General features: G+C 51.7%; 22 protein-coding genes. 10 read left to right on the plus strand and 12 right to left on the minus strand.

Going from position 1 to position 18,662, the window contains the following annotated elements:
• The first annotated feature begins 15 nt into the window (after positions 1 to 15).
• From ABGA49_RS06980 to ABGA49_RS07000, 5 genes are all read left to right on the plus strand, one after another.
• Positions 16 to 618 (plus strand): DUF1349 domain-containing protein, encoded by a 603-nt coding sequence (locus ABGA49_RS06980; RefSeq protein WP_088236937.1) that lies wholly within the window; start codon positions 16 to 18, stop codon positions 616 to 618.
• Between the two features lie 12 nt (positions 619 to 630).
• Positions 631 to 1,824, plus strand: a complete 1,194-nt coding sequence (locus ABGA49_RS06985) for an MFS transporter (RefSeq protein ID WP_061492447.1) — start codon at positions 631 to 633, stop codon at positions 1,822 to 1,824.
• A 188-nt stretch (positions 1,825 to 2,012) separates the two neighbouring features.
• Complete coding sequence (locus ABGA49_RS06990; RefSeq protein ID WP_061492448.1) at positions 2,013 to 2,324, plus strand: PTS sugar transporter subunit IIB; 312 nt, start codon at positions 2,013 to 2,015, stop codon at positions 2,322 to 2,324.
• Positions 2,325 to 2,431: 107 nt separating this feature from the next.
• Entirely contained in the window at positions 2,432 to 3,754 is a 1,323-nt protein-coding gene (locus ABGA49_RS06995; RefSeq protein ID WP_061492449.1) for a PTS sugar transporter subunit IIC, read from the plus strand.
• 361 nt (positions 3,755 to 4,115) lie between these two features.
• Positions 4,116 to 5,018, plus strand: a complete 903-nt coding sequence (locus tag ABGA49_RS07000) for a WYL domain-containing protein (RefSeq protein WP_347665350.1) — start codon at positions 4,116 to 4,118, stop codon at positions 5,016 to 5,018.
• A 27-nt stretch (positions 5,019 to 5,045) separates the two neighbouring features.
• On the opposite strand, the gene ABGA49_RS07005 is transcribed toward ABGA49_RS07000, so the two are convergent.
• Both ABGA49_RS07005 and ABGA49_RS07010 read right to left on the minus strand, forming a co-directional pair.
• Positions 5,046 to 5,444 (minus strand): cupin domain-containing protein, encoded by a 399-nt coding sequence (locus ABGA49_RS07005; protein ID WP_061492451.1) that lies wholly within the window; start codon positions 5,442 to 5,444, stop codon positions 5,046 to 5,048.
• A gap of 317 nt (positions 5,445 to 5,761) precedes the next feature.
• Entirely contained in the window at positions 5,762 to 6,364 is a 603-nt protein-coding gene (locus ABGA49_RS07010) for an XRE family transcriptional regulator (protein ID WP_347665351.1), read from the minus strand.
• A 45-nt stretch (positions 6,365 to 6,409) separates the two neighbouring features.
• Between ABGA49_RS07010 and ABGA49_RS07015 the strand changes: the two genes are divergently transcribed.
• The 4 genes from ABGA49_RS07015 to vapC all read left to right on the plus strand — a co-directional run bounded on the left by ABGA49_RS07015 (position 6,410) and on the right by vapC (position 8,733).
• Entirely contained in the window at positions 6,410 to 7,102 is a 693-nt protein-coding gene (locus ABGA49_RS07015) for a B3/4 domain-containing protein (RefSeq protein WP_347665352.1), read from the plus strand.
• A 13-nt stretch (positions 7,103 to 7,115) separates the two neighbouring features.
• Complete coding sequence (locus tag ABGA49_RS07020) at positions 7,116 to 7,997, plus strand: dihydrodipicolinate synthase family protein (RefSeq protein WP_347665353.1); 882 nt, start codon at positions 7,116 to 7,118, stop codon at positions 7,995 to 7,997.
• 101 nt (positions 7,998 to 8,098) lie between these two features.
• Positions 8,099 to 8,329 (plus strand): AbrB/MazE/SpoVT family DNA-binding domain-containing protein, encoded by a 231-nt coding sequence (locus tag ABGA49_RS07025; RefSeq protein ID WP_061492455.1) that lies wholly within the window; start codon positions 8,099 to 8,101, stop codon positions 8,327 to 8,329.
• Positions 8,329 to 8,733 (plus strand): tRNA(fMet)-specific endonuclease VapC, encoded by a 405-nt coding sequence (vapC, locus tag ABGA49_RS07030; RefSeq protein ID WP_061492456.1) that lies wholly within the window; start codon positions 8,329 to 8,331, stop codon positions 8,731 to 8,733. Before ABGA49_RS07025 ends, vapC begins: the two co-directional genes overlap by 1 nt.
• 5 nt (positions 8,734 to 8,738) lie before the next feature.
• On the opposite strand, the gene ABGA49_RS07035 is transcribed toward vapC, so the two are convergent.
• A complete protein-coding gene (locus tag ABGA49_RS07035; protein ID WP_061492457.1) occupies positions 8,739 to 9,797 on the minus strand; it encodes an AbrB family transcriptional regulator in 1,059 nt (352 codons plus the stop codon).
• 868 nt (positions 9,798 to 10,665) lie between these two features.
• Here ABGA49_RS07035 and ABGA49_RS07040 point away from each other — a divergent pair.
• Positions 10,666 to 11,049 carry a LuxR C-terminal-related transcriptional regulator gene (locus ABGA49_RS07040; protein ID WP_347665354.1) on the plus strand — a complete coding sequence of 128 codons (384 nt, stop codon included), beginning with the start codon at positions 10,666 to 10,668 and terminating at the stop codon, positions 11,047 to 11,049.
• Between the two features lie 103 nt (positions 11,050 to 11,152).
• Here the strand turns inward: ABGA49_RS07040 and ABGA49_RS07045 are convergent, their stop codons facing one another.
• From ABGA49_RS07045 to ABGA49_RS07085, 9 genes are all read right to left on the minus strand, one after another.
• Positions 11,153 to 11,434: a hypothetical protein gene (locus ABGA49_RS07045; RefSeq protein ID WP_061492474.1), complete on the minus strand. Its 282-nt coding sequence runs from the start codon at positions 11,432 to 11,434 to the stop codon at positions 11,153 to 11,155.
• Between the two features lie 84 nt (positions 11,435 to 11,518).
• A complete protein-coding gene (sorE, locus tag ABGA49_RS07050; protein WP_347665355.1) occupies positions 11,519 to 12,736 on the minus strand; it encodes an L-sorbose 1-phosphate reductase in 1,218 nt (405 codons plus the stop codon).
• A 54-nt stretch (positions 12,737 to 12,790) separates the two neighbouring features.
• A complete protein-coding gene (locus ABGA49_RS07055) occupies positions 12,791 to 13,615 on the minus strand; it encodes a PTS system mannose/fructose/sorbose family transporter subunit IID (protein WP_061492476.1) in 825 nt (274 codons plus the stop codon).
• A gap of 11 nt (positions 13,616 to 13,626) precedes the next feature.
• Positions 13,627 to 14,427 (minus strand): PTS mannose/fructose/sorbose transporter subunit IIC, encoded by an 801-nt coding sequence (locus ABGA49_RS07060; protein ID WP_061492477.1) that lies wholly within the window; start codon positions 14,425 to 14,427, stop codon positions 13,627 to 13,629.
• A gap of 64 nt (positions 14,428 to 14,491) precedes the next feature.
• On the minus strand, positions 14,492 to 14,986 hold the full coding sequence (locus ABGA49_RS07065; RefSeq protein WP_347665356.1) for a mannose/fructose/sorbose PTS transporter subunit IIB: 495 nt from the start codon (positions 14,984 to 14,986) through the stop codon (positions 14,492 to 14,494).
• Positions 14,986 to 15,393: a mannose/fructose/sorbose PTS transporter subunit IIA gene (locus ABGA49_RS07070; RefSeq protein ID WP_061492479.1), complete on the minus strand. Its 408-nt coding sequence runs from the start codon at positions 15,391 to 15,393 to the stop codon at positions 14,986 to 14,988. Before ABGA49_RS07070 ends, ABGA49_RS07065 begins: the two co-directional genes overlap by 1 nt.
• A gap of 9 nt (positions 15,394 to 15,402) precedes the next feature.
• Positions 15,403 to 16,209, minus strand: coding sequence for an SDR family oxidoreductase (locus ABGA49_RS07075; RefSeq protein WP_347665357.1), 807 nt, complete (start codon positions 16,207 to 16,209; stop codon positions 15,403 to 15,405).
• A 68-nt stretch (positions 16,210 to 16,277) separates the two neighbouring features.
• The gene (locus tag ABGA49_RS07080) at positions 16,278 to 17,231 is read right to left on the minus strand and encodes a sugar-binding transcriptional regulator (RefSeq protein WP_061492481.1); all 954 of its coding nucleotides are present in this window, start codon (positions 17,229 to 17,231) and stop codon (positions 16,278 to 16,280) included.
• Positions 17,232 to 18,034: 803 nt separating this feature from the next.
• A complete protein-coding gene (locus tag ABGA49_RS07085) occupies positions 18,035 to 18,577 on the minus strand; it encodes an RNA 2'-phosphotransferase (RefSeq protein ID WP_061492482.1) in 543 nt (180 codons plus the stop codon).
• Between the last annotated feature and the right edge of the window lie 85 nt (positions 18,578 to 18,662).

Consider the following 18,662-nt stretch of genomic DNA (forward strand, 5'->3'; position numbering starts at 1 on the left):
TGGCTGAAAAATAAAATGGAAAAATTCAAAGCTTCTGAGCTAATCTGGCTTAATGTCAATGAATACCTTGTCCTTGATGAGGATGATATTATTCTTTACACCTCTCCCGATACTGATTTTTGGCGCGGGACGTATTATGGGCTTGAGTATGATAATGCCCCTGCTGCAGTTATTAGCCGCGAGGAGCGATTCTGGACTCTGAAAGCCAGGGTGTCGTTTAATTCTTCTATTTATTTTGATCAGTGCGGTCTGTTCATTTACCAGGATGAAGACCACTGGATGAAAAGCGGTATTGAATATCAAAACAATGGTTACCAGCAGTTGTTTTCGGTGGTGACTAATCAGGGATTTTCGGATTGGTCGATGTCTAACTTTGATCGGCATCGGCAGACCATGTATTACCGGTTGAGCCGCAGGGAGAGTGATTTTCTACTGGAAAACTCACTGAATGGCAGAGACTTTCACATGATGCGCATGTTCCATTTATCTCACGCTGAGGCGCGTGTGCAGTTTGGTTTTTTTGCCAGTAGCCCCGGAGACTCTTCTTTTGCTGCCCGCTTCTCTGAGATTGAACTCATGGAATGTCAGTGGCAGGCGCATAATGCTGACCGTTTCTGACAGGGATACCCAATGACGATTTCACCTCATCAGCAGCGTCTGTCTCTCTGCGCCTGCTATGCCGCCATGATATGCCTGGCCATTGCACTCAACTTCTTGCCCGTCTATCTGACCACATTCAGCGACGCCTTTGACAGTGATTCCGGGCTGACCGGTGAGCAATTGGGGCGTATTCCGGCAGTCATGTTTCTCAGTTTTATCACCGCTATCCTGGTGACCGGGCCGCTGGCTGATCGGGGCAATGCTCAGCGGTTTATTTTATTTGGACTGCTGGTCATGGCGCTTGGGTTAGGCTTTGTGGCGATGGCACCCACCTACACTTTCCTGTTGTTCGCTGTCGCGCTGATGGGGTGGGGAGCAGGCATGCTGGATATGCTGCTCAGCCCGATTGTCGTGGCGTTACAGCCTGCCAGACGCAGTGCGGCTATGAACTGGCTACACTCCTATTTTTGTCTTGGTGCGGTAGGTGCAGTACTGATCGCCAGCTTTGCGCTGAAATGGGGGATTTCATGGCGCATGGTTGCGTTGGGGGTCATGATTGCACCATTGGGGACAGCACTGTTGTTCCTGCGGCTTACTTTCCCTCCCCTGGTGCAGGAATCGGCACCAAGAGAAGCGCTGACGAGCTTGATAAAACGTCCTTATTTCGTCGCTTGCCTGATCGCTATCTTTTTAGGCGGCGCCACAGAAACGGGGCTGTCGCAATGGTTGCCGACTTACGCTGAGCGGGGATTGGGATTGTCGAAGGAGATCGGCGGGTTTGCACTGGCTGGCTTTTCTGTGGCGATGGCGCTGGGGAGAATGGCGGCGGCTATGGTGCAGCAGCGTATCTCTCCCGAGGTGTTAATGTTGGGCTGCTGCGCTGTGACCGTGGCGCTGTTTGTTGTGATCGGTTTTCCTCCCAGCCCAACGATTGCCATTGCTGCCTGTATTCTGGCTGGATTTTCAGGAAGCTGTCTTTGGCCAACTATGCTGGCGATGTCTGCGGATGCCTATCCGCGAGGCGGTGCGACCATGTTCGGTGTACTGACGGCTTTTGGTAATGCGGGCTGTAGTCTTGTGCCGTGGCTGGTTGGGCTGATCATGGAGTATTCATCGTTACATATAGGCTTATTGACTGTTGCACTCTATCCTGGCGGTATGATCATTGTGCTTATATGGATGCATCGACTATCCGGAAAAAATAACGGCGTGCAGGTGGAATAATTACACGTCTTCCTTTTTTCTTACTGAAGAGTATTAATTACAGGTTCAACTTACATTATCACGTTATTATTGTATGGTTTTACATTTCGTTGCAGTGCTTATTGTGATCGCGCTGAGAGATAAAGCTATAAACACCTGGTAAAATAACGATAAGTGAATGTTTATCAATATAGTAAGGGACGATTCATATGAAAAACATATTATTGGTATGCGCTGCAGGGATGTCGACAAGTATGTTGGTGAAACGCATGAAAGAGTATGCGGATACGGTAAATATTAAGGTAACCATTAATGCATTAGCCATATCGGAAGCCAAAGAGACGTTGAAGAAAAATGAGGTGGATATTGTATTGTTGGGACCCCAGGTGCGTTTCCAGAAAAAAGAATTAGAGGAGGTTGTACAGGGTCGGGTCCCTGTCGCCGTGATTGATATGAAAGCTTACGGGCAGATGGATGGCAAAGCCGTTTTAGACAGTGCGCTGGTTTGTCTGGCTGAATAATTCCTTTTCGGATAATTATTCCTTCTTTGTGTGTGGAATTTTTTCCGCACACTGAATCCCTGTGTGCATTGTTAATTAAAACGGTAACAAGATTAAAAGGAATCATCATGAGTTTCATGGAGTCTTTTGAACGAGGTATGGAGAAAATTCTCGTTCCTATTGCGGTTAAATTAAACTCACAGATCCATATTTCGGCAGTGCGGGATGCATTTATATTGTCCTTCCCGATTGTGATGGCCAGTTCGCTGATTATTCTTATTAATTTTGCGATTCTCTCACCTGATGGTTTTATCGCCAGTATTTTGCATCTGGATGCGCTTTTCCCCAATCTGGCCGCGGCGCAGGCAATATTCACACCCGTCATGAATGGCTCGGTCAATATTATGGCGGTTTTAATTACCTTTCTGGTGGCGCGCAATATTGCCATTAACTATCAACAAGACGATCTCCTGTGCGGATTAACGTCGATTGGTGCGTTTTTTGTTGTTTACACGCCTTACACCGTCATTGACGGGCAGGCGTATCTCACCACCCAATACCTTGGGCCGCAGGGGTTATTTGTCGCTATTATTGTTGCATTGATCGCCAGCGAAGTGTTCTGCCGTCTGGCGCGCAACCCTAAAGTAACCATTACGATGCCTGCTGCAGTGCCGCCCGCGGTCTCCCGCTCTTTTAAGGTGCTGTTGCCTATCTTCTTTGTGATGATCCTGTTTTCCGTTATCAACTATCTGCTGGCGAAAATCTCGCCGGATGGCTTGAATGATCTGGTCTACACCCTGATCCAATCGCCGTTAAAAGATATGGGCACGAATATTTTCGCTGTGTTGATCCTCGGCTTGGTCGCAAACTTTTTGTGGGTGCTGGGCATCCACGGGCCGAATACTGTGGCGGCGATTCGTGAGGCCATTTTCACAGAAGCTAACCTGGAAAACCTGTCGTATACCGCGTCGCATGGTACCACTTGGGGTGCGCCCTACCCGATTACCTGGGGCGGTATTAACGATGCTTTCGCTAACTACGGTGGCTCGGGAATGACATTGGGGCTCTTGCTGGCGATCTTTATCGCTTCGCGGCGTAAAGATTACCGTGAAATGGCGAAAATGGCCTTTGTTCCGGGCCTATTCAATATCAACGAACCGGTTATTTTCGGGCTGCCTATTGTTCTGAATCCGATTCTGGTTATTCCGTTTGTGCTGACTCCGTTTGTTAACTCGCTGATTGGCTATGTCTTTATCACCATGGAGCTGATTCCGCCTATCGCGTATGCCGTGCCGTGGACAACGCCCGGCCCACTCATTGCGTTCCTGGGAACCGGAGGAAACTGGCTGGCGCTGTTTGTCGGTCTGCTGTGTCTGGCGGTTTCTACACTGATTTATCTGCCGTTTGTGATAGCCGCCAATAAGGTAAATATCGTAGCAGCAGATCGGTAGCGCTTTTTCCCTCTCTGAAGCCTGCCGCATGCCATACGCTGCATGCGGCAGTGCACCGTAGATTTCCATCTGTAGTAACACGGCAGGGTTATCGACCTGCCGCGAACCATCGAACTCCACACGCGCAACAGGCTTCACTGACATTCCCTGTCAGGACAATAGGTTATCTTCTCCTCAGTGAAATAAAGGGGTTGTATGAATCTGCTGCTGTCTGCGGAAATTTCATTTTAGTTTTTTAGCTTTCTGCCGTTAACCCCTAAGAACAAACACTTTTTTACCTATAAAACAGGGCTATGCCGCCATGGTCAGGCCGTATTCGTTTAACGTCTTCTGAGACTTTTGACTCCGGAACCAGGGGAACATGAAAGAAAGTCACGACAGAAAACATGACCCGCTCATTGAGCGGCTCTGTGAAATTTTCGGTGCGCTTTACCAGGGGCGAACTATTGATAAAGCGTGGCTTTGCGATAAGTTCGGCATCACGGAGCGCACTGCTTATCGGGATCTTGCCAGACTGGGGCATATCCTCGATCAGGTTGCTCCCGGGCGCTACAAGCTCAGCTCACATCTTCTGCCTTCTCTGCATACCGGTCACCTGGCGGAGTTCGCCGATTTTGCCGGTGTGGCACATCTTTTCCCTCGTAATGACGGCCAGTCGCTACGTAACAGCATGAAAAATCGTGACAACATTGCCTTTCATGCCGCCAGTAGCCGGGAAAACCGACTGATTGAAGATCGCATCAACCTACTCAATCGGGCGATTACCGTACATTGTGAAGTGGACTATCACTATCGGGACAAAGCCCGCCAGGCAAAACCTTACCGGCTGATCAACCAGTACGGCTTGTGGTATCTGGCCGCCGTTGAACAAGGGCGTCTGAAGGCGTTTGAACTGGCGAAAATTGAAGGCCTTAAAGAAACGGTGCGGCATTTTACACCGCATGCGGATGTGCTGGCCGAACTGGATAGCGGCGTGGGGATCCGTTTCGGTTCAAGGGTGGAGACGCAATTGCGGGTTTCTGCTCAGGTAGCGGAATACGTTACCCGCCGTTCCCTCTTTCCTTCGCAGCGCATTCTGGAACAGCATGACGATGGTAGCCTGACGCTTTCAACCGCCATCAGCGATCCCCATACGCTCTTTCGCTGGTTGCGTTACTGGCTACCGGACATCGGCATCCTGTCGCCGCAGTCGCTACGTGAGCAATTTGAGCAGGATTTGCATACCCGTTATACCCACGGTGTGATGCTGATGGCGCAGAGGTAGTCTACGCCGGAAACAGCCAGGCGGCCTTTATTGCCCTCGATACTGCTCATCGGTCACCTGCTCCAGCCAGGTGACCGGGCTGCCGTTTAACGATTCGGCAATGGCGATATGCGTCATTGCGCTTTCGGCCGTCGCGCCATGCCAGTGTTTCACCTCTTCCGGGATCCAGACAATATCGCCCTGATTCATCTCCTGCACGGCTTCGCCTTCGCACTGGATCCAGCCTTTACCCTGAATCACGATCAGCGTCTGGCCCAGTGGATGGGTATGCCATGCCGTGCGAGCGCCGGGTTCAAATGTTACCGTTGCGCCGCCCACGCGGGCAGGGGCCTCGGCTTTAAAGGGGGCGTCAATGCGTACGCGACCGGTGAAATACTCTTGTGGACCCTGCGCCGAAGGAACGGAGGCATTACGGATGATTTTCATGTTGTTCTCCTGTGTATGGGCACGTCTGTATAGCGTAGCGTGTGGATTATGCGTCTGGTGGGAAAGTAATGAGACGATCATAAAACCCGCAAGCCGTGGCGACTATTGACGAAAATCGGCATGGCTGTATGAGTGCAACTCATCAATAGCGACGCAGCACCATCACCGCGTGATCCACGGCGCGCTGTCGCGAAAACCTGCCATAAAATCCTGATAAAAGTAGCGATGGAAGGGCGCCGACAAAGGCGGAACGCTATCTTAAGCAGGCGGGCGAAAATGATAACCCCACCAAATCATAATGGGGTTATGAACAGGGTTCATGAATGGCGTTCGCTGACCGTCATGGTGAAAATGACCGGTTGTGTGGTGTCATTGGCATAATGGTGCGGCACATCGGTTTGCGCGACCGCCGAGCAGCCTTCTGCAATAAGCAGCGCAGTTTGATCCACCTGAATAGCGAGAGCGCCGCTTTCCACATGTAACAGCTCCACCGTGCCGGACGGATGCCCGGGGGAGGTAAAACGCTCACCGGGAAACATTTCCCAGCGCCACATTTCCAGCATATCCGGGCCACTGGCGCCTGCCAGCAAACGGGCTGAACCGCCTTTTTCACCACGCCACAGTACCGGTATCTCCTCCGGTGTGATCAGATGTGCGGTCGGTTTACTGGCGACATCCACAATGTCGGCCACCGAGACGCCCATCGCCGCCGAGATTTTACACAACAGGGCGATACTGGGGTTGGCAAGGCATTTCTCGATTTCCACCAACATGCCTTTACTGACGCCCGCCCGGCGGGACAGCTCATCCAGCGAGAGTTTTTGTTGTTTGCGAAACGCTTTAATACGCGCTGCTACCGCTTCACTGACGCGCTGAATGTCTGCACCGGAGTCGGTCGATTTATTGACTTTTTTGGTCATCGGTCGATAGTATGAAATAAATTGGTCACTAAAAAGGATTATCCGATGCTTTCCGTTCAGCCGTCAATCGATGCCCGCCTTGCAACCATCGCGCCGGGTTTTCGTGCGCTCAGCGTGATGGTGGATGCCACCACTCTGCTCAACCCGCAGGTGGGCGAAGACGCGCTGCTCGGTGCGTGCGCTTCAGTTGCGGCAGGTGGCCCCGCCTGGGCAGATGCGCACCTCGCCGCATGGGACACGGTGTTTAAACAGTTCGGCGCGAAGCCAAAGCGTACGCCCAACTCGGCGCTGGCGCTGCGTAAACGTGTCCAGCGGGATGGCGTGGTACCAGCAATTGATCCGGTGGTGGATCTCTATAACGCCATTAGCCTGCGCTACGCTATTCCGGTGGGTGGCGAGAATATTGCCGCCTATGTGGGTGCGCCGCACCTGACCATTGCAGACGGTAGTGAGCTGTTCGACATCATGAAAGAGGGACAACTGGCGCAGGAGTCTCCCGAACCGGGCGAGGTGATCTGGCGTGATGATGTGGGCGTGACGTGCCGCCGCTGGAACTGGCGTCAGGGCGTGCGCACCCGCTTAAGCGCCACCGATCATCGGATGTGGTTTATTTTTGAAAGTCTGCCGGAGATGCCGAAGGCGGCGTTATGTGAAGCGGGCGACGAACTGATTGCCGGGTTGCAACGTATGATGCCGGGCTGCAGGAGCCAAATGTCGCTGCTCGGGTTTGATATCTGAAGAGGACAACAGAATGGATTTCACAGGATTGAGTGCCTTTCCGCTGACGCCGCTGGTGGATGACAAGCTGGACGAAGCGGCCTATGTGCGGCTGATTGAACGGCTGCGTACTGCCGGTGTGGATTCGATTGGCGCGCTGGGATCGACCGGATGCTACCCCTATTTCAGCCGCAACGAACGGGCCACCGCGTTGCGCCTGGCGACGGAGCACTCCGGCGCAGTGCCGGTGATAGCTGGCATCGGCGCGCTCCGCACCCGCGATGTGTTGTGGCTGGCGGAGGATGCACAGAAAGCGGGCGTAAGCGCACTGCTGCTGGCGCCGGTTTCTTATCACACGCTAACGGAAGATGAGGTGTTCGACTTGTATGCAGCGGTGACTCGCGAGCTCTCCGTGCCGCTGTGTGTGTACGACAACCCCGGCGCTACGCACTTTACTTTTAGCGATGGCTTACTGGCGCGCATTGCACAGTTGCCCAATATTGGCTCTATCAAAATTCCGCCGGTGTCTGCGTTGGAACGCATTGCCAGCCTGCGGTCGCAGATCCCGGAAACAGTCACGCTGGGCATCAGCGGTGATGCGATTGCGGTAGACGGACTCAACGCCGGATGCAGCATCTGGTATTCGGTCATGGGAGGACTGTTCCCCGAAGCGGCACTGACGATCGCTCGCGCCGCGCTTGCCGGGGATACGGCGCAAGCGCGCGAGCACTCTGCTGCGCTGGCTCCGCTGTGGGATCTGTTCCGGCGTTACGGCGGTAGCCTGCGGGTGATCGCCACTGCTGCGGAATTGCTCGGTGCAGTCGCTGCGCCGTGCCTGCCCGCGCCTCTGCGCACGCTGACGGGCGACGCCCAACGGCAGGTGGCGGAAGTGATTGAGACGCTGCGGCTGGCCTGATTCTCGCCCTAATCGTAAAGCGGTGTTTTTGTATATCCCATTGACATATCCCGCCACTCACTTATGCTTGTCAGTATGAAATTTCATCAGTGGAGAGACGGATGGAGAAAACGACACTCTTTAAAAGCAATCGCAGTCAGGCTGTACGTTTGCCAAAAGCCGTGGCTCTGCCAGAAGACGTCAGGCACGTTGATATTATTGCTGTGGGGCGCACACGAATTATCACTCCATCAGGAGAAAGCTGGGATAGCTGGTTTGATGGGGAGAATGCGTCTGCTGATTTTATGACCGCGCGTGAGCAACCAGGGGATCAGGACAGGGAAGATTTTTGATGCTCAAATTTATGCTTGATACAAACATTTGTATTTTCACTATAAAAAATAAACCCGAAACTGTCCGCCGGGCTTTCAATCAGCGTGACGGACAGATGTGTATCAGCTCTATCACATTGATGGAGCTAATTTATGGTGCAGAGAAATCGGCCGCGCCTGAAAAAAACTTGCGTGTCGTTGAAGGGTTTACCGCCAGGCTGGAGGTGCTGCCTTATGGTATCGATGCGTCAGTGCATACTGGTCAACTCAGGGCGGAGCTGGCAAGAGAAGGGGCACCCATCGGGCCTTATGATGCCATGATTGGTGCTCATGCCCGTTCCTTGGGATTAATTCTCGTGACCAACAACACCCGCGAGTTTGTCCGAATTCCAGGTCTACGTTTGCAGGACTGGACGATGCATTAACTTTTCTATGTCCCCAGCCGTTTTGCGACAAAACGTGAGATCGCAGGCCCGGTGATCAGCACCAGAATAAAGCGCCCGGTCTGCATGGCCATCACAAACGAAATATCCACATGGCTTGATGAGGCAATAATCGCCACTGTATCCGCTCCACCGGGGCTGGTGGCCAGGTAAGCGGTCAGCGGATCGATACCCGCGAAGCGCACCAGTAAAAAGGCGAAACCGCAACACACGGCAACCAGCGTCATGACCGACAGCAGCACGCGCGGTAATGCGCGGGCGGCATAGCCGACAATCTCCCGCGTAAAGCGCAGGCCGATGCTCCAACCGATAATGGCGTAAGAAAGCGCCAGCAACCACGGCGGCAGTTCAAGGCGCAGCAAACCGGTATCTTCAACAATCGTTCCTAATACCAGCGTGATCAGCATCGGCCCGGAGGGCATTTTCACCTTACGGGCAATCAGGTAGCCTGTGGCAATCACCAGTAACGTCCCGGCAAAGGCCAACCCGCGCAGCGGGCCAAACAACGTAAACGTCGCCACGGCGTGGTCCGGGTTATCGGTTCCCATCCACATGCGGGTAACCAGCACTGCCACCAGCGCCACAATCATCACCCGCAGGTACTGCATAAAGGCCACCAGCCGCACATCTGCGCCGAAGCTCTCTGCCATAATGGTCATTGCTGCCGCTGCACCCGGCGATGATCCCCAGATGGCGGTAGAGCCAGGGAAGACCTGTAGTTTCGCCATGATCCAGCCAAGGATTGCACTGGCGAAAATCACCGCCACAATACAACTGATAAACAACGGCCAGTCGGCTGCGATACGACCAAAAACCGACGGTGGGATGGCATGAGCTATCATCGCGCCAACCACCGCTTGCGCCGCGCTAAAGCATTTTTTACTGATGGTAAGCGGATGGTTGGTGATGGCGAGAAAAATGCCAGCGAACATGGGGCCTAAGAGTAGCGCCGCAGGCAGATGGATCAGCTCCATCAGCGCCACCAACGGTATTGATATGACAAGCAACCGCAGCCAGTTGCGCAGTAGCGGAGAGGATAATGTCATTAACCTCCCCTCCTGCATCCTGCGGCTACGGCATTAAAAGTCATGTAAGGCATAGTGTCCCCGGCAAATAAAAACAGTAATTGTATGATAATAAAGACATACCTGTGACTGTATAAGGTCTTTGCCTAAGCTGCAATCTTTCATGTGAGTAAAAGGATTATTTTCCTGCGCTAATAAAAAGATTAACGTTGCTAAATATTATTGTACGGGTAAACATACCTTACTGCGTTAACGATGTTGTAAAGCAGAATGGCAGGTGGTTGTTATTTTTATATTTTAACATCTGTATTTTTTTAAAACGACACGATATTCAGAAACACCCAAAAAATCATTTCCTGACAAAATGTGAATGTGCAATTTGAAAGTTTTCTTTAAGTGCATGATTTTATTCTTTTGCTGTATTTTTTCCCAGGCGTGCAGATGAAAAGTCCGAATTCTTTTAAGGTAAACTTGCCTTTTTAAATGACCCTATCTAATTTTTTATTAATTATTTCTCTTTAGCCGCTTGTTTTTGTTTAAGGAGAAAGTAATTAGCCTTTTCTTTCACGATTTTTAGTCTCAATAAGATCAATCAGTTATATCGATAACACACAATGCATGCGCATTCTTTGTGCTTATTTTGTCGTTGTTATTTTAATGCTGATAATTTTTTTGGTTTTTAAAAGTGCCTGTCGAATCACTCTTTGGCGTATGGCATGGGCGGTAGCGTGCCTTTTTTAAATTTAAAGGTAACGATTTCTACTAATTCAAGCCGGTGAGAATGATTCGATATTCACTTTATCTAAAGATCCTTGCGGAACAGAAAAATTTCCATACCTTTATCTGTACAAAATTTATCAAGCTGGATAAGTGTTCCCCTATGAGATTTATGGATTATGAAGTACGTAAAATAATAGCTTTCCTTAAGAGTAAAGAGCAGGAGGAGCGTATTCGCAAAGTGCATCTGAGCGTGGTGGAGTACAATATCATGACGATGATTCTGGATGGCCGTCCGAATAGCTATATTATGGAGGCGCTTAATCTTGATCGTAAAGTCGTGAGTAATTATAAGAACGCCATTCTGCGCAAGCTAAGTTTAAAAAGCATGGCGGAACTTATTCATATTTATCAAAACTGGAATGCCTGTTTTTGCAGTACCGATGGCATCGTCATGCCCGATATCACGTTAGTGCCGCATGAAGAGACGAACGAGTTGAAAATGATCAGATATGGCGCGATAAACCAGGGCGGTGTGTGCCAGCCGGTGGCGTAAACAGAATGACTTGCAGAGCATTGACGATGCTGTTCTGATTTTATTCCCTGTTATTTCTGTGAAAGGGAGCAAGTACTCCCTTTCACACAGAGAAGACGTCGTGTCAGAAATCGTAGGCATTAATGACTTTCATTGATGCTGCGTCATTCTTGTACTTCTCCCGTAATGTTTTGAGCTGCCCGGCGGCTTTGCCGCAGGTGGCTTCCAGTTTGGCGTCCAGCTCTTTTTGTCGTTGCTCATCAAGATCGGCGTCTTGCTCTCCGGCAAAATGCTCGCACTGTTCGGCAAGGTCGCGAAAAGTCTGGACATCTTTCGGCAGGGTTTCTGCGGCATAGCTGGTGTTAATAAGAAATGCTGTGGTGAAAATCAAAAAAGCGCGCTTCATGTGTGGTTGTCTGTCAGTCTTTAAAAACCTGTAAGGTAGACTTACAGGTTCGGTTTGTACAGACAGACTTTGTGTTATGCGTGCTTATGCCGTGGGTGTCGATAATAAATAGTGCTCGGCTTCGCCGGACCAGAGTCCCTGATGGCGTTGCAGAATCTGCTGAAGCTGCGGATCGCCGAACCCGGTTAGTGCGGTCAACGGCATTTTTTTCCCGGTATAAACCAGCTTTTTACCCCCTCCCACCTCCGGCAGCCTTAGCGTGGTTTCCGCTGCGGCATCCAGCCCCAGAATATGCGTCACCACTTTTGCTGGCTGGACTCGCTTCTCTTCGATAAGTTTGACCGCCGCGCGCATGTCGTCGGTGTTGCCGCCGGACGTACCGACATAGTGCGTGAAAGCGTAGTGTACATCGTAAAAGTTAACGGCTGCACTGAACTGCTTATCCTGCGGACCGGCAAAAAAGTTCATGCAACCATCGGGCGCAAGCAGTGCGGAAGCCATTGTCACCAGTTGGTCGTCGGCGACAAAAACAAAGATATCGTCAAAGCCATGCCCCTCGCTCAGCGCCATTAAGGCGTCCTGGCTGGCATTCTGTACATGAAGATAGTAAGTCTGCGTTTGCCCTTCAGAAGGGTAATGCTGGCGGGCATATTGCAATTTGTCTTCATTGATGTCGGTGACCACCAGTAATGACGGATTCACCGGACCATGCAGAGCGTAATCAATAGCCAGTAACCCCATTGGCCCGGTGCCACCAAGAATTAACGTGCGCCCCTGCGGGCGGATGCCCATCTGATGACGGTACGTTCCCTCCTGGAGATGATAGTTGGCGTTAAACGCGCCAATGACACAGGAGAGCGGCTCAACCAGTGACCCCTCAAAGTACGTTTCCCCGTCATAGCTCAGCAGGCAGTCCTGTTCCATAACTTCATTAGGGATCAGCACATGCGTTGCGCCTCCGCCCACCCAGGGAAAGGAGTAACCGGGGCAGTCCGGGCGATCCGGCAGTTGCAGATTAGCCTGGATGACATAGCGCTGGCCGGGCTGAAACTTGTGCTGCCACTTTTTTCCGACAGCAATGATATCGCCGCAAAATTCATGACCGATGATGATCGGGTTCATCGCCACGTCATTGGGCACCTTCTTATGATCTTCCCCCTGATTCGCCTCCTTCCAGGAGGAGAGGCACAGGCTGTCTGTGACAACCGTTGCCAGAATTTCATCATCCTGCATCTCCGGGAGTTCAAAGGTTTCCAGGCGCAGATCGCGTTTTCCATACAGTCGTAAAGCGGTGGTTTGCATACTCAATACCTCACAGGTTGACAGTTGCCCCGCCCGTGCTGACGGGGCGAGGGATCAGGAGAGGAAGCCCAGTTCACTACCGATAATGCCCAGGCCAAAAAGGGCGAAGATCAGCCATACCGGGTTCACTTTTTTATTCAGCAGATGCACCATCAGTAGCGTTAGCCCCAGTGCCAGCAAGCCAGGGCAAAGCTGATCAAGAATGTCCTGCACCGTCATGGTTACCGTGCCGCCATCGGCCCCAGGGGTTTGAGAGACCACCCAGGGCACGCTGATGTGGGTCCATTTGGTCACCAGTACCCCCATCACAAACAGGCCGAGAATCGACGCTCCCTCGGTCAGTTTTTGCAGTAGGTTGCCACCCATATCGCTGACAATGCGTACTCCCTTACGAAAACCGTAATGCAGGCCGTACCACTTCAGCGCCAGGCGTATGGCATTGAAAATAATGAAGAACAACAGCGGACCAAGAAGATTGCCCGACAGGGCCAAAGACGCGCCGAGCGCGGCGGTGATCGGTCGCAGCGTGCCCCAGACCAGCGGATCGCCGACGCCTGCCAGCGGCCCCATTAGCCCCACTTTGATGCCGTTGATGGCGCCATCATCGATTTCCGCACCGTTGGCGCGCGCTTCTTCCATCGCGGCGGTCACGCCAATCACTGGGCCACAAACCGCGGGTGTGGTGTTAAAGAACACCAGGTGCCGTTTCAGCGCCGCAACTTGATCCTCTTTTAACGGGTACAGCCGTTTGATGGCGGGGATCATGTCGTAACAAAAGCCCAGCCCGTGTATGCGTTCGAAGTTGAACGAGGCCTGTTGCAGATTGGAGCGGACAAACATGCTAAACAGGTCGGATTTGGTCAGTTTTTTCTCTGCCATGATGGGCTCCTTTAATCGTCAAGCTGGTCAAGAGAGGTAGGGGCGTGGGCCGCGGAGGTTTGCTGCCTGGTATCGCGCCACTGCGGATTAAGCTGGATGTAGAGCAGGGCGATGATCACGCCGACGCCACCGAAGGCCAGTAGACTGAAGTCGAGATAGCCACCGGCAATAAAGCCGAGGAAGAAGAAGGGCATCAGGTATTTCACGCCCATCATGCGAAGCACCATGGCATAACCGACTACCACGATAAAACCGCCAGCGATTTGCAGACCGCGGGTGACGAATTCCGGGATAGCGTTCAACATAGTGCTGACCATGTCGGCGCTGACGAACAACGAAACGATCAATGCCGGGATTGCCACACGCAGCGCCTGAACGCCTAAAGCTGAAATGTGGAGCAGATCGATCGTGCGAAAGCGCGCCTCTTCTGCGGCTTTATCCGCAGCGTGCTGGAACACCACGGTGATGGTGCGGGCAAACACCGTCAGCACCTGGCCTGCGGCGGCCACCGGCAGGGCGATGGCAATACCGGTGGCGATGCTCTGTTGCCCGACAATCACCAGAATGGCGGAGATAATACTGGCGAGCGCTGAATCCGGTGACTGTGCTGCGCCCACGTTCATCCAGCCGAGGGCGATCAGTTCCAGCGTACCGCCGAGAATAATCCCGGTTTTGAGATCGCCCAGGATAAAACCGATAACCGTACAGGCAATCAGCGGGCGGTGAGTCTGGAATTCATCCAGCACGCTGCCGATGCCTGCAATACAAGAAAAAAGAAATATCGCTATGATTTGTAGGGTACTTATTTCCATAATTGATGTCCTTTGGGTGTCGTTATCCCTGCCAGTAAAGGCATAAATAAACGGGTGCTTTTATTTATTCAGCTATCGACAACTCTTCAATTTTTTCGAGAATATTCATCGACGGGTCGGAAGCCACGACGCGTAAATCAAGATGAATACCTAGCTTATCCAGCTCACGAAATGCATTAATATCGGATTGGTTTAACGAGACGGCTTTGGTTAATTGTTTCTTACCCGGTTGCCAGGCCATGCCACCAATATTTAAGGTTTCTATCTGTACACCTTTTTTAACCATCGCCAGTGCATCCTGCGGCCGGGTAAATAAATAGAAGACAGTTTCATCTTTATATTGCGGGTTGTGGTAAACCGCCACCGCCTTTTCGATATTGACGACATTCACTTTGATTCCCGGTGGGGCAGCCTGGCGTAATAATGTGCGGCGAACCTCATCGTTAAAGACATCGTCATTACAGATAATGATCCGCTGCGCATTCGCCACCTTTGACCAGACGGTAGTGACCTGGCCGTGGATCAAACGGTCATCGATGCGTGCAAGGGTAATCTTCATCAGAAATCCTCCTCGGTTGTTTGCGGGGCCTGCCAGACAGCACAGGCCTGCCGGGCGATGGTCGTCAGGTGTTCGCAGAGTGCATCCACGTCCATATTGTCTTGGTTATCAACCAGTTCCAGCGCCATCGGCAAGGAGAGCCCGCTGATAACGCGGATACCTGCGTTGCTCATGGCCAGTGTCGCGGCGGCGTTCCACGGGCTGCCAAACTGCAAATCGACCGCAATCAGCCACGCTTCATCCGGGTGGGCGTTGATGCGCGATGCCATTTTGGCGATGATGTCGTGGGTGTTTTCGCCGGGGACAAACTCCAGCGCATCGACGCTGACATCGCCGTAGACCATCTGTACGGAATCCCGCATGGCGCAGGCCAGCGAGCCGTGGGCACAAAAAAGAGCGTTAACCATCGGGCCTCCCTAGCCGCGCGTTTTACCGCCGGCAATGTTGGTGGTGACGCCGGTAAGGTAGCTGGCGCGTTCTGACAGCAGGTAGCAGACAAAATCGGCGACTTCGCACAACCGCCCGGAACGCCCAAGCGGAATGGCGTTTTTGCTGTAGCCTTCACGCAACTGCTCAACGGTGATATTGCGGGTCCAGGCCAGCGCTTCTTCATACTCCGGCGTGCGTAGCCCGGTCTTTTCGAGGATTCCCGGCGCGACGCCCACCACGCGGATGCCATGTTTACCCAGTTCTTTGGCCCAGGAGCGCGTAAAGCTGTTCAGCGCGGCTTTGGTGGCGGCATAACAACTCTGGCCTTCTGAGCCTTCTAACCCGCTTTCCGAGGAGACATTCACAATTACGCCGCCACGCTGTTTCACCATCTGGCGCGCTACCGCTTGCGACATTAAAAACACCCCTTTCTGGTTGATGTTGACCATTTTTTCAAAGGCGGCTTCGTTTAATTCATACTTGCCATCCGGGGCTTTTTCATCGACCAGCAGACGCGGGTAGTTAATTCCGGCGTTATTGACCAGACCGTCAATATGCCCGAAGTGTTGAATCATGCCATTAATAGACAGATTCACAGCCTGCGCGCTGGAAATATCCGTTTGCCAGAAGCGATAATTCGGGTGGTTATTATATTTTCCGTCGCCAGGGTGAATGTCCACCATTTGTGCTTTCGCGCCTTGCGCTAATAACTCGTCGACAATAGCGAGCCCGATTCCAGATGCACCGCCCGTAACAACAATGATTTTGTCCTGCAGATTTAACCAGTTTTGCATATGTTTCTCCTGATGTTGGCCAAAAGTAGCCCCATAAAATGAATTATGTAAAAGCGTAATAACCTGAATTACTTCAGTAATAAATCGGCTGTTTCTTGGTTAGTCACTAAACAGTTAATATGTTCTCCCTTCAATGCGCCTACAATTCCGTTATATTTCTCTTCACCCATTGCAATGCCGATGACATAACGCGCCTTCTTCAATTGATGCGTTTCAATAGAGAGTGTTTTTTCACTCATCCGGGTTTCTACCGTCGCACCGTGGATGTCATAAAAGCGCGAACAGATATCACCAGCTACCTGGCGGGCGTACAGATCGTCGCTCTCTTCGCTGGCGTAAAACGCGTGCCAGTTCGCGCCGTTACGGATAGCCAGGGAACCGATGCCCACCACCGCAATATCGAGATTGTCCCAGTAAGCCGAGATGGTTCTAAAGTGCTGAGATTGCATAATGCCGTTACGGATCAAGGCATTGTCCAGCAGCGCCGGAAAGTCGGCGAGGTGCGATTCCCCTTTCAATCTTGCGGCAGCGCTGTAGGTCAGCGTGTTGACGTGATAGCGGCTTTCCAGCTTGCCGGAAGGGCCGCCGACAACAGGCACGCAGATAAGCTGGCGTGACTGGCTGGCCGGGGATAACCTCTCCACTAGCGCCCGTACAGCGCGCCCCCAGGAAAAACCGACAATGTCGCCAGGTTCCAGCAAACGCTCCAGTAACTGCGCGCCGCAGATGCCCATCAGATCGAGTTGTACCTCCTCCTGTTCGCTGTCGCATGCGACCACCACGGCTTCTTTCAGGCCATATTTCTCTTTGAGTTGTTGCTCACGCCACAGGTTTTCGTTGTAGTCGTAATTAATGGCAATGGTGACGATGCCCTGCTGGCGACCGCGTTTCAGCAGGCGGCTGATGGTGGTGCGGTAAATGCTCAATTCACGGGCAATTTGCGCCTGCGTCATTTCCTGTTCGTAATAAAGCTGCGCGATTTTTACGATCAGGCGAACATCATCACTGTTTTCATTTGGCATCCTTCGCCTCCTGCACATTTGTGCTAACAACGAATCAGGTTTGGTCCTTCGATATAACCTTGTCTGCGGCCTGCGGCAAAACGATTTACTGCCCTTTTCGGCGACAAAAACCCCGTTTTGTATTGCACATTTGTTTTTAGACTTTTCGAATACTCGCACATCTGTGCAATGCAAAATAACTCACTGATTGCTGGCGTTTTTCTCCGGTAATGTGGCATCGCGAAGCCACAGGCACTTTTGTGTTGAAAGCTGCCGCAGATCACATTTATTACCGCTGCCAGCGCCTGCACGTTTTCACCTCCTGATAGCAGAATAAACAGAGGGTTAGGCCCTCTGGTGCCTGCGTGCTCACACTGAAGCACAGATGCAGTATGCCACTCCGCACACGGCATTACATTAGTGCGACAATTAATAACTGATTGATTTTATTGGTAATATTTGGATGTATTTAATCAGATTTAACATGGGGGGAAGTACCGACAGGTTTCATTGACTACCGTGGCTGGTAATTGAACTGCTCCACTCCGGTAGATGAACCTTCCCTATAGTTTGAGCTCAGGAGGAGTGTAGGGTTTGGTCGACATCAAACAGGGTTGAGGCATCCCCAGATAAGACCTTCTATGATGGGGCAGCAGATGCATTGAAAAACAACAAACTACCCTCGACTGGTGCAAGAAAGTTAAATCGGTACGCCTATGAAAATAGGCTGTGTGGGGCAGGCCAGTGCCTGGATAAAAGTCAATAAACCATGGGGTAATCGTCGTAAGAAACTTAAGCTGGTTGGAGGTGCCGATCCGCTTTCCTCATTCCTGAATAAATTCCCACGGAATTGTGTTCGACAGCCAGACGCCATTATCGGCCTGATAGAACGTAAAGCCTTGTTCGAACATGGCGCGGGCATTGATTGTGAGGACAACGGGTTTCCCGTGACGCTGGCCCACCTGTATGGCTGTTGCCGCATCCTGAGATAAATGAACGTGCTGACGGTCTTTTGAAATAATGCCCTGTTCTCTGATGGACGATAAAAATCGGCTGGCCGTGCCATGAAACAGAACATCAGGCGGCGTTTTTTCCTGGTAAGCAATTTTCACGTCTGGTGTTGAATGACCTTGCGCCGCGCGAATCAATAACCCGTCTTCAGAGATCGTGAAACGTTTTTTGTCGCTCCCGGCAACGATAGTCTGGAGCAGTTCATGGTTGAGCTCATAACCCGAATTGTTGACGCAACGGATCAGTTCTGCGATCGGTGCCCAGCCCGCTTTATCTAATGATAAGCCTGCTGCTTCCGGATGGTGACGTAACAGGTAACTCAGAAATTTACTGATTTCGATATGTTTTTGGCTCATGGTCGTTGTCTTACATTAACCGCATCCTGCGGTGAGAAATTAATTATCCCTCTTCTCCGGCTCACCCTTCCAACAGCGACAGCAC

The organism is Kosakonia sp. WA-90, assembly GCF_039871955.1.
In the GTDB taxonomy this organism is placed as follows: Bacteria; Pseudomonadota; Gammaproteobacteria; order Enterobacterales; family Enterobacteriaceae; genus Kosakonia; species Kosakonia oryzendophytica.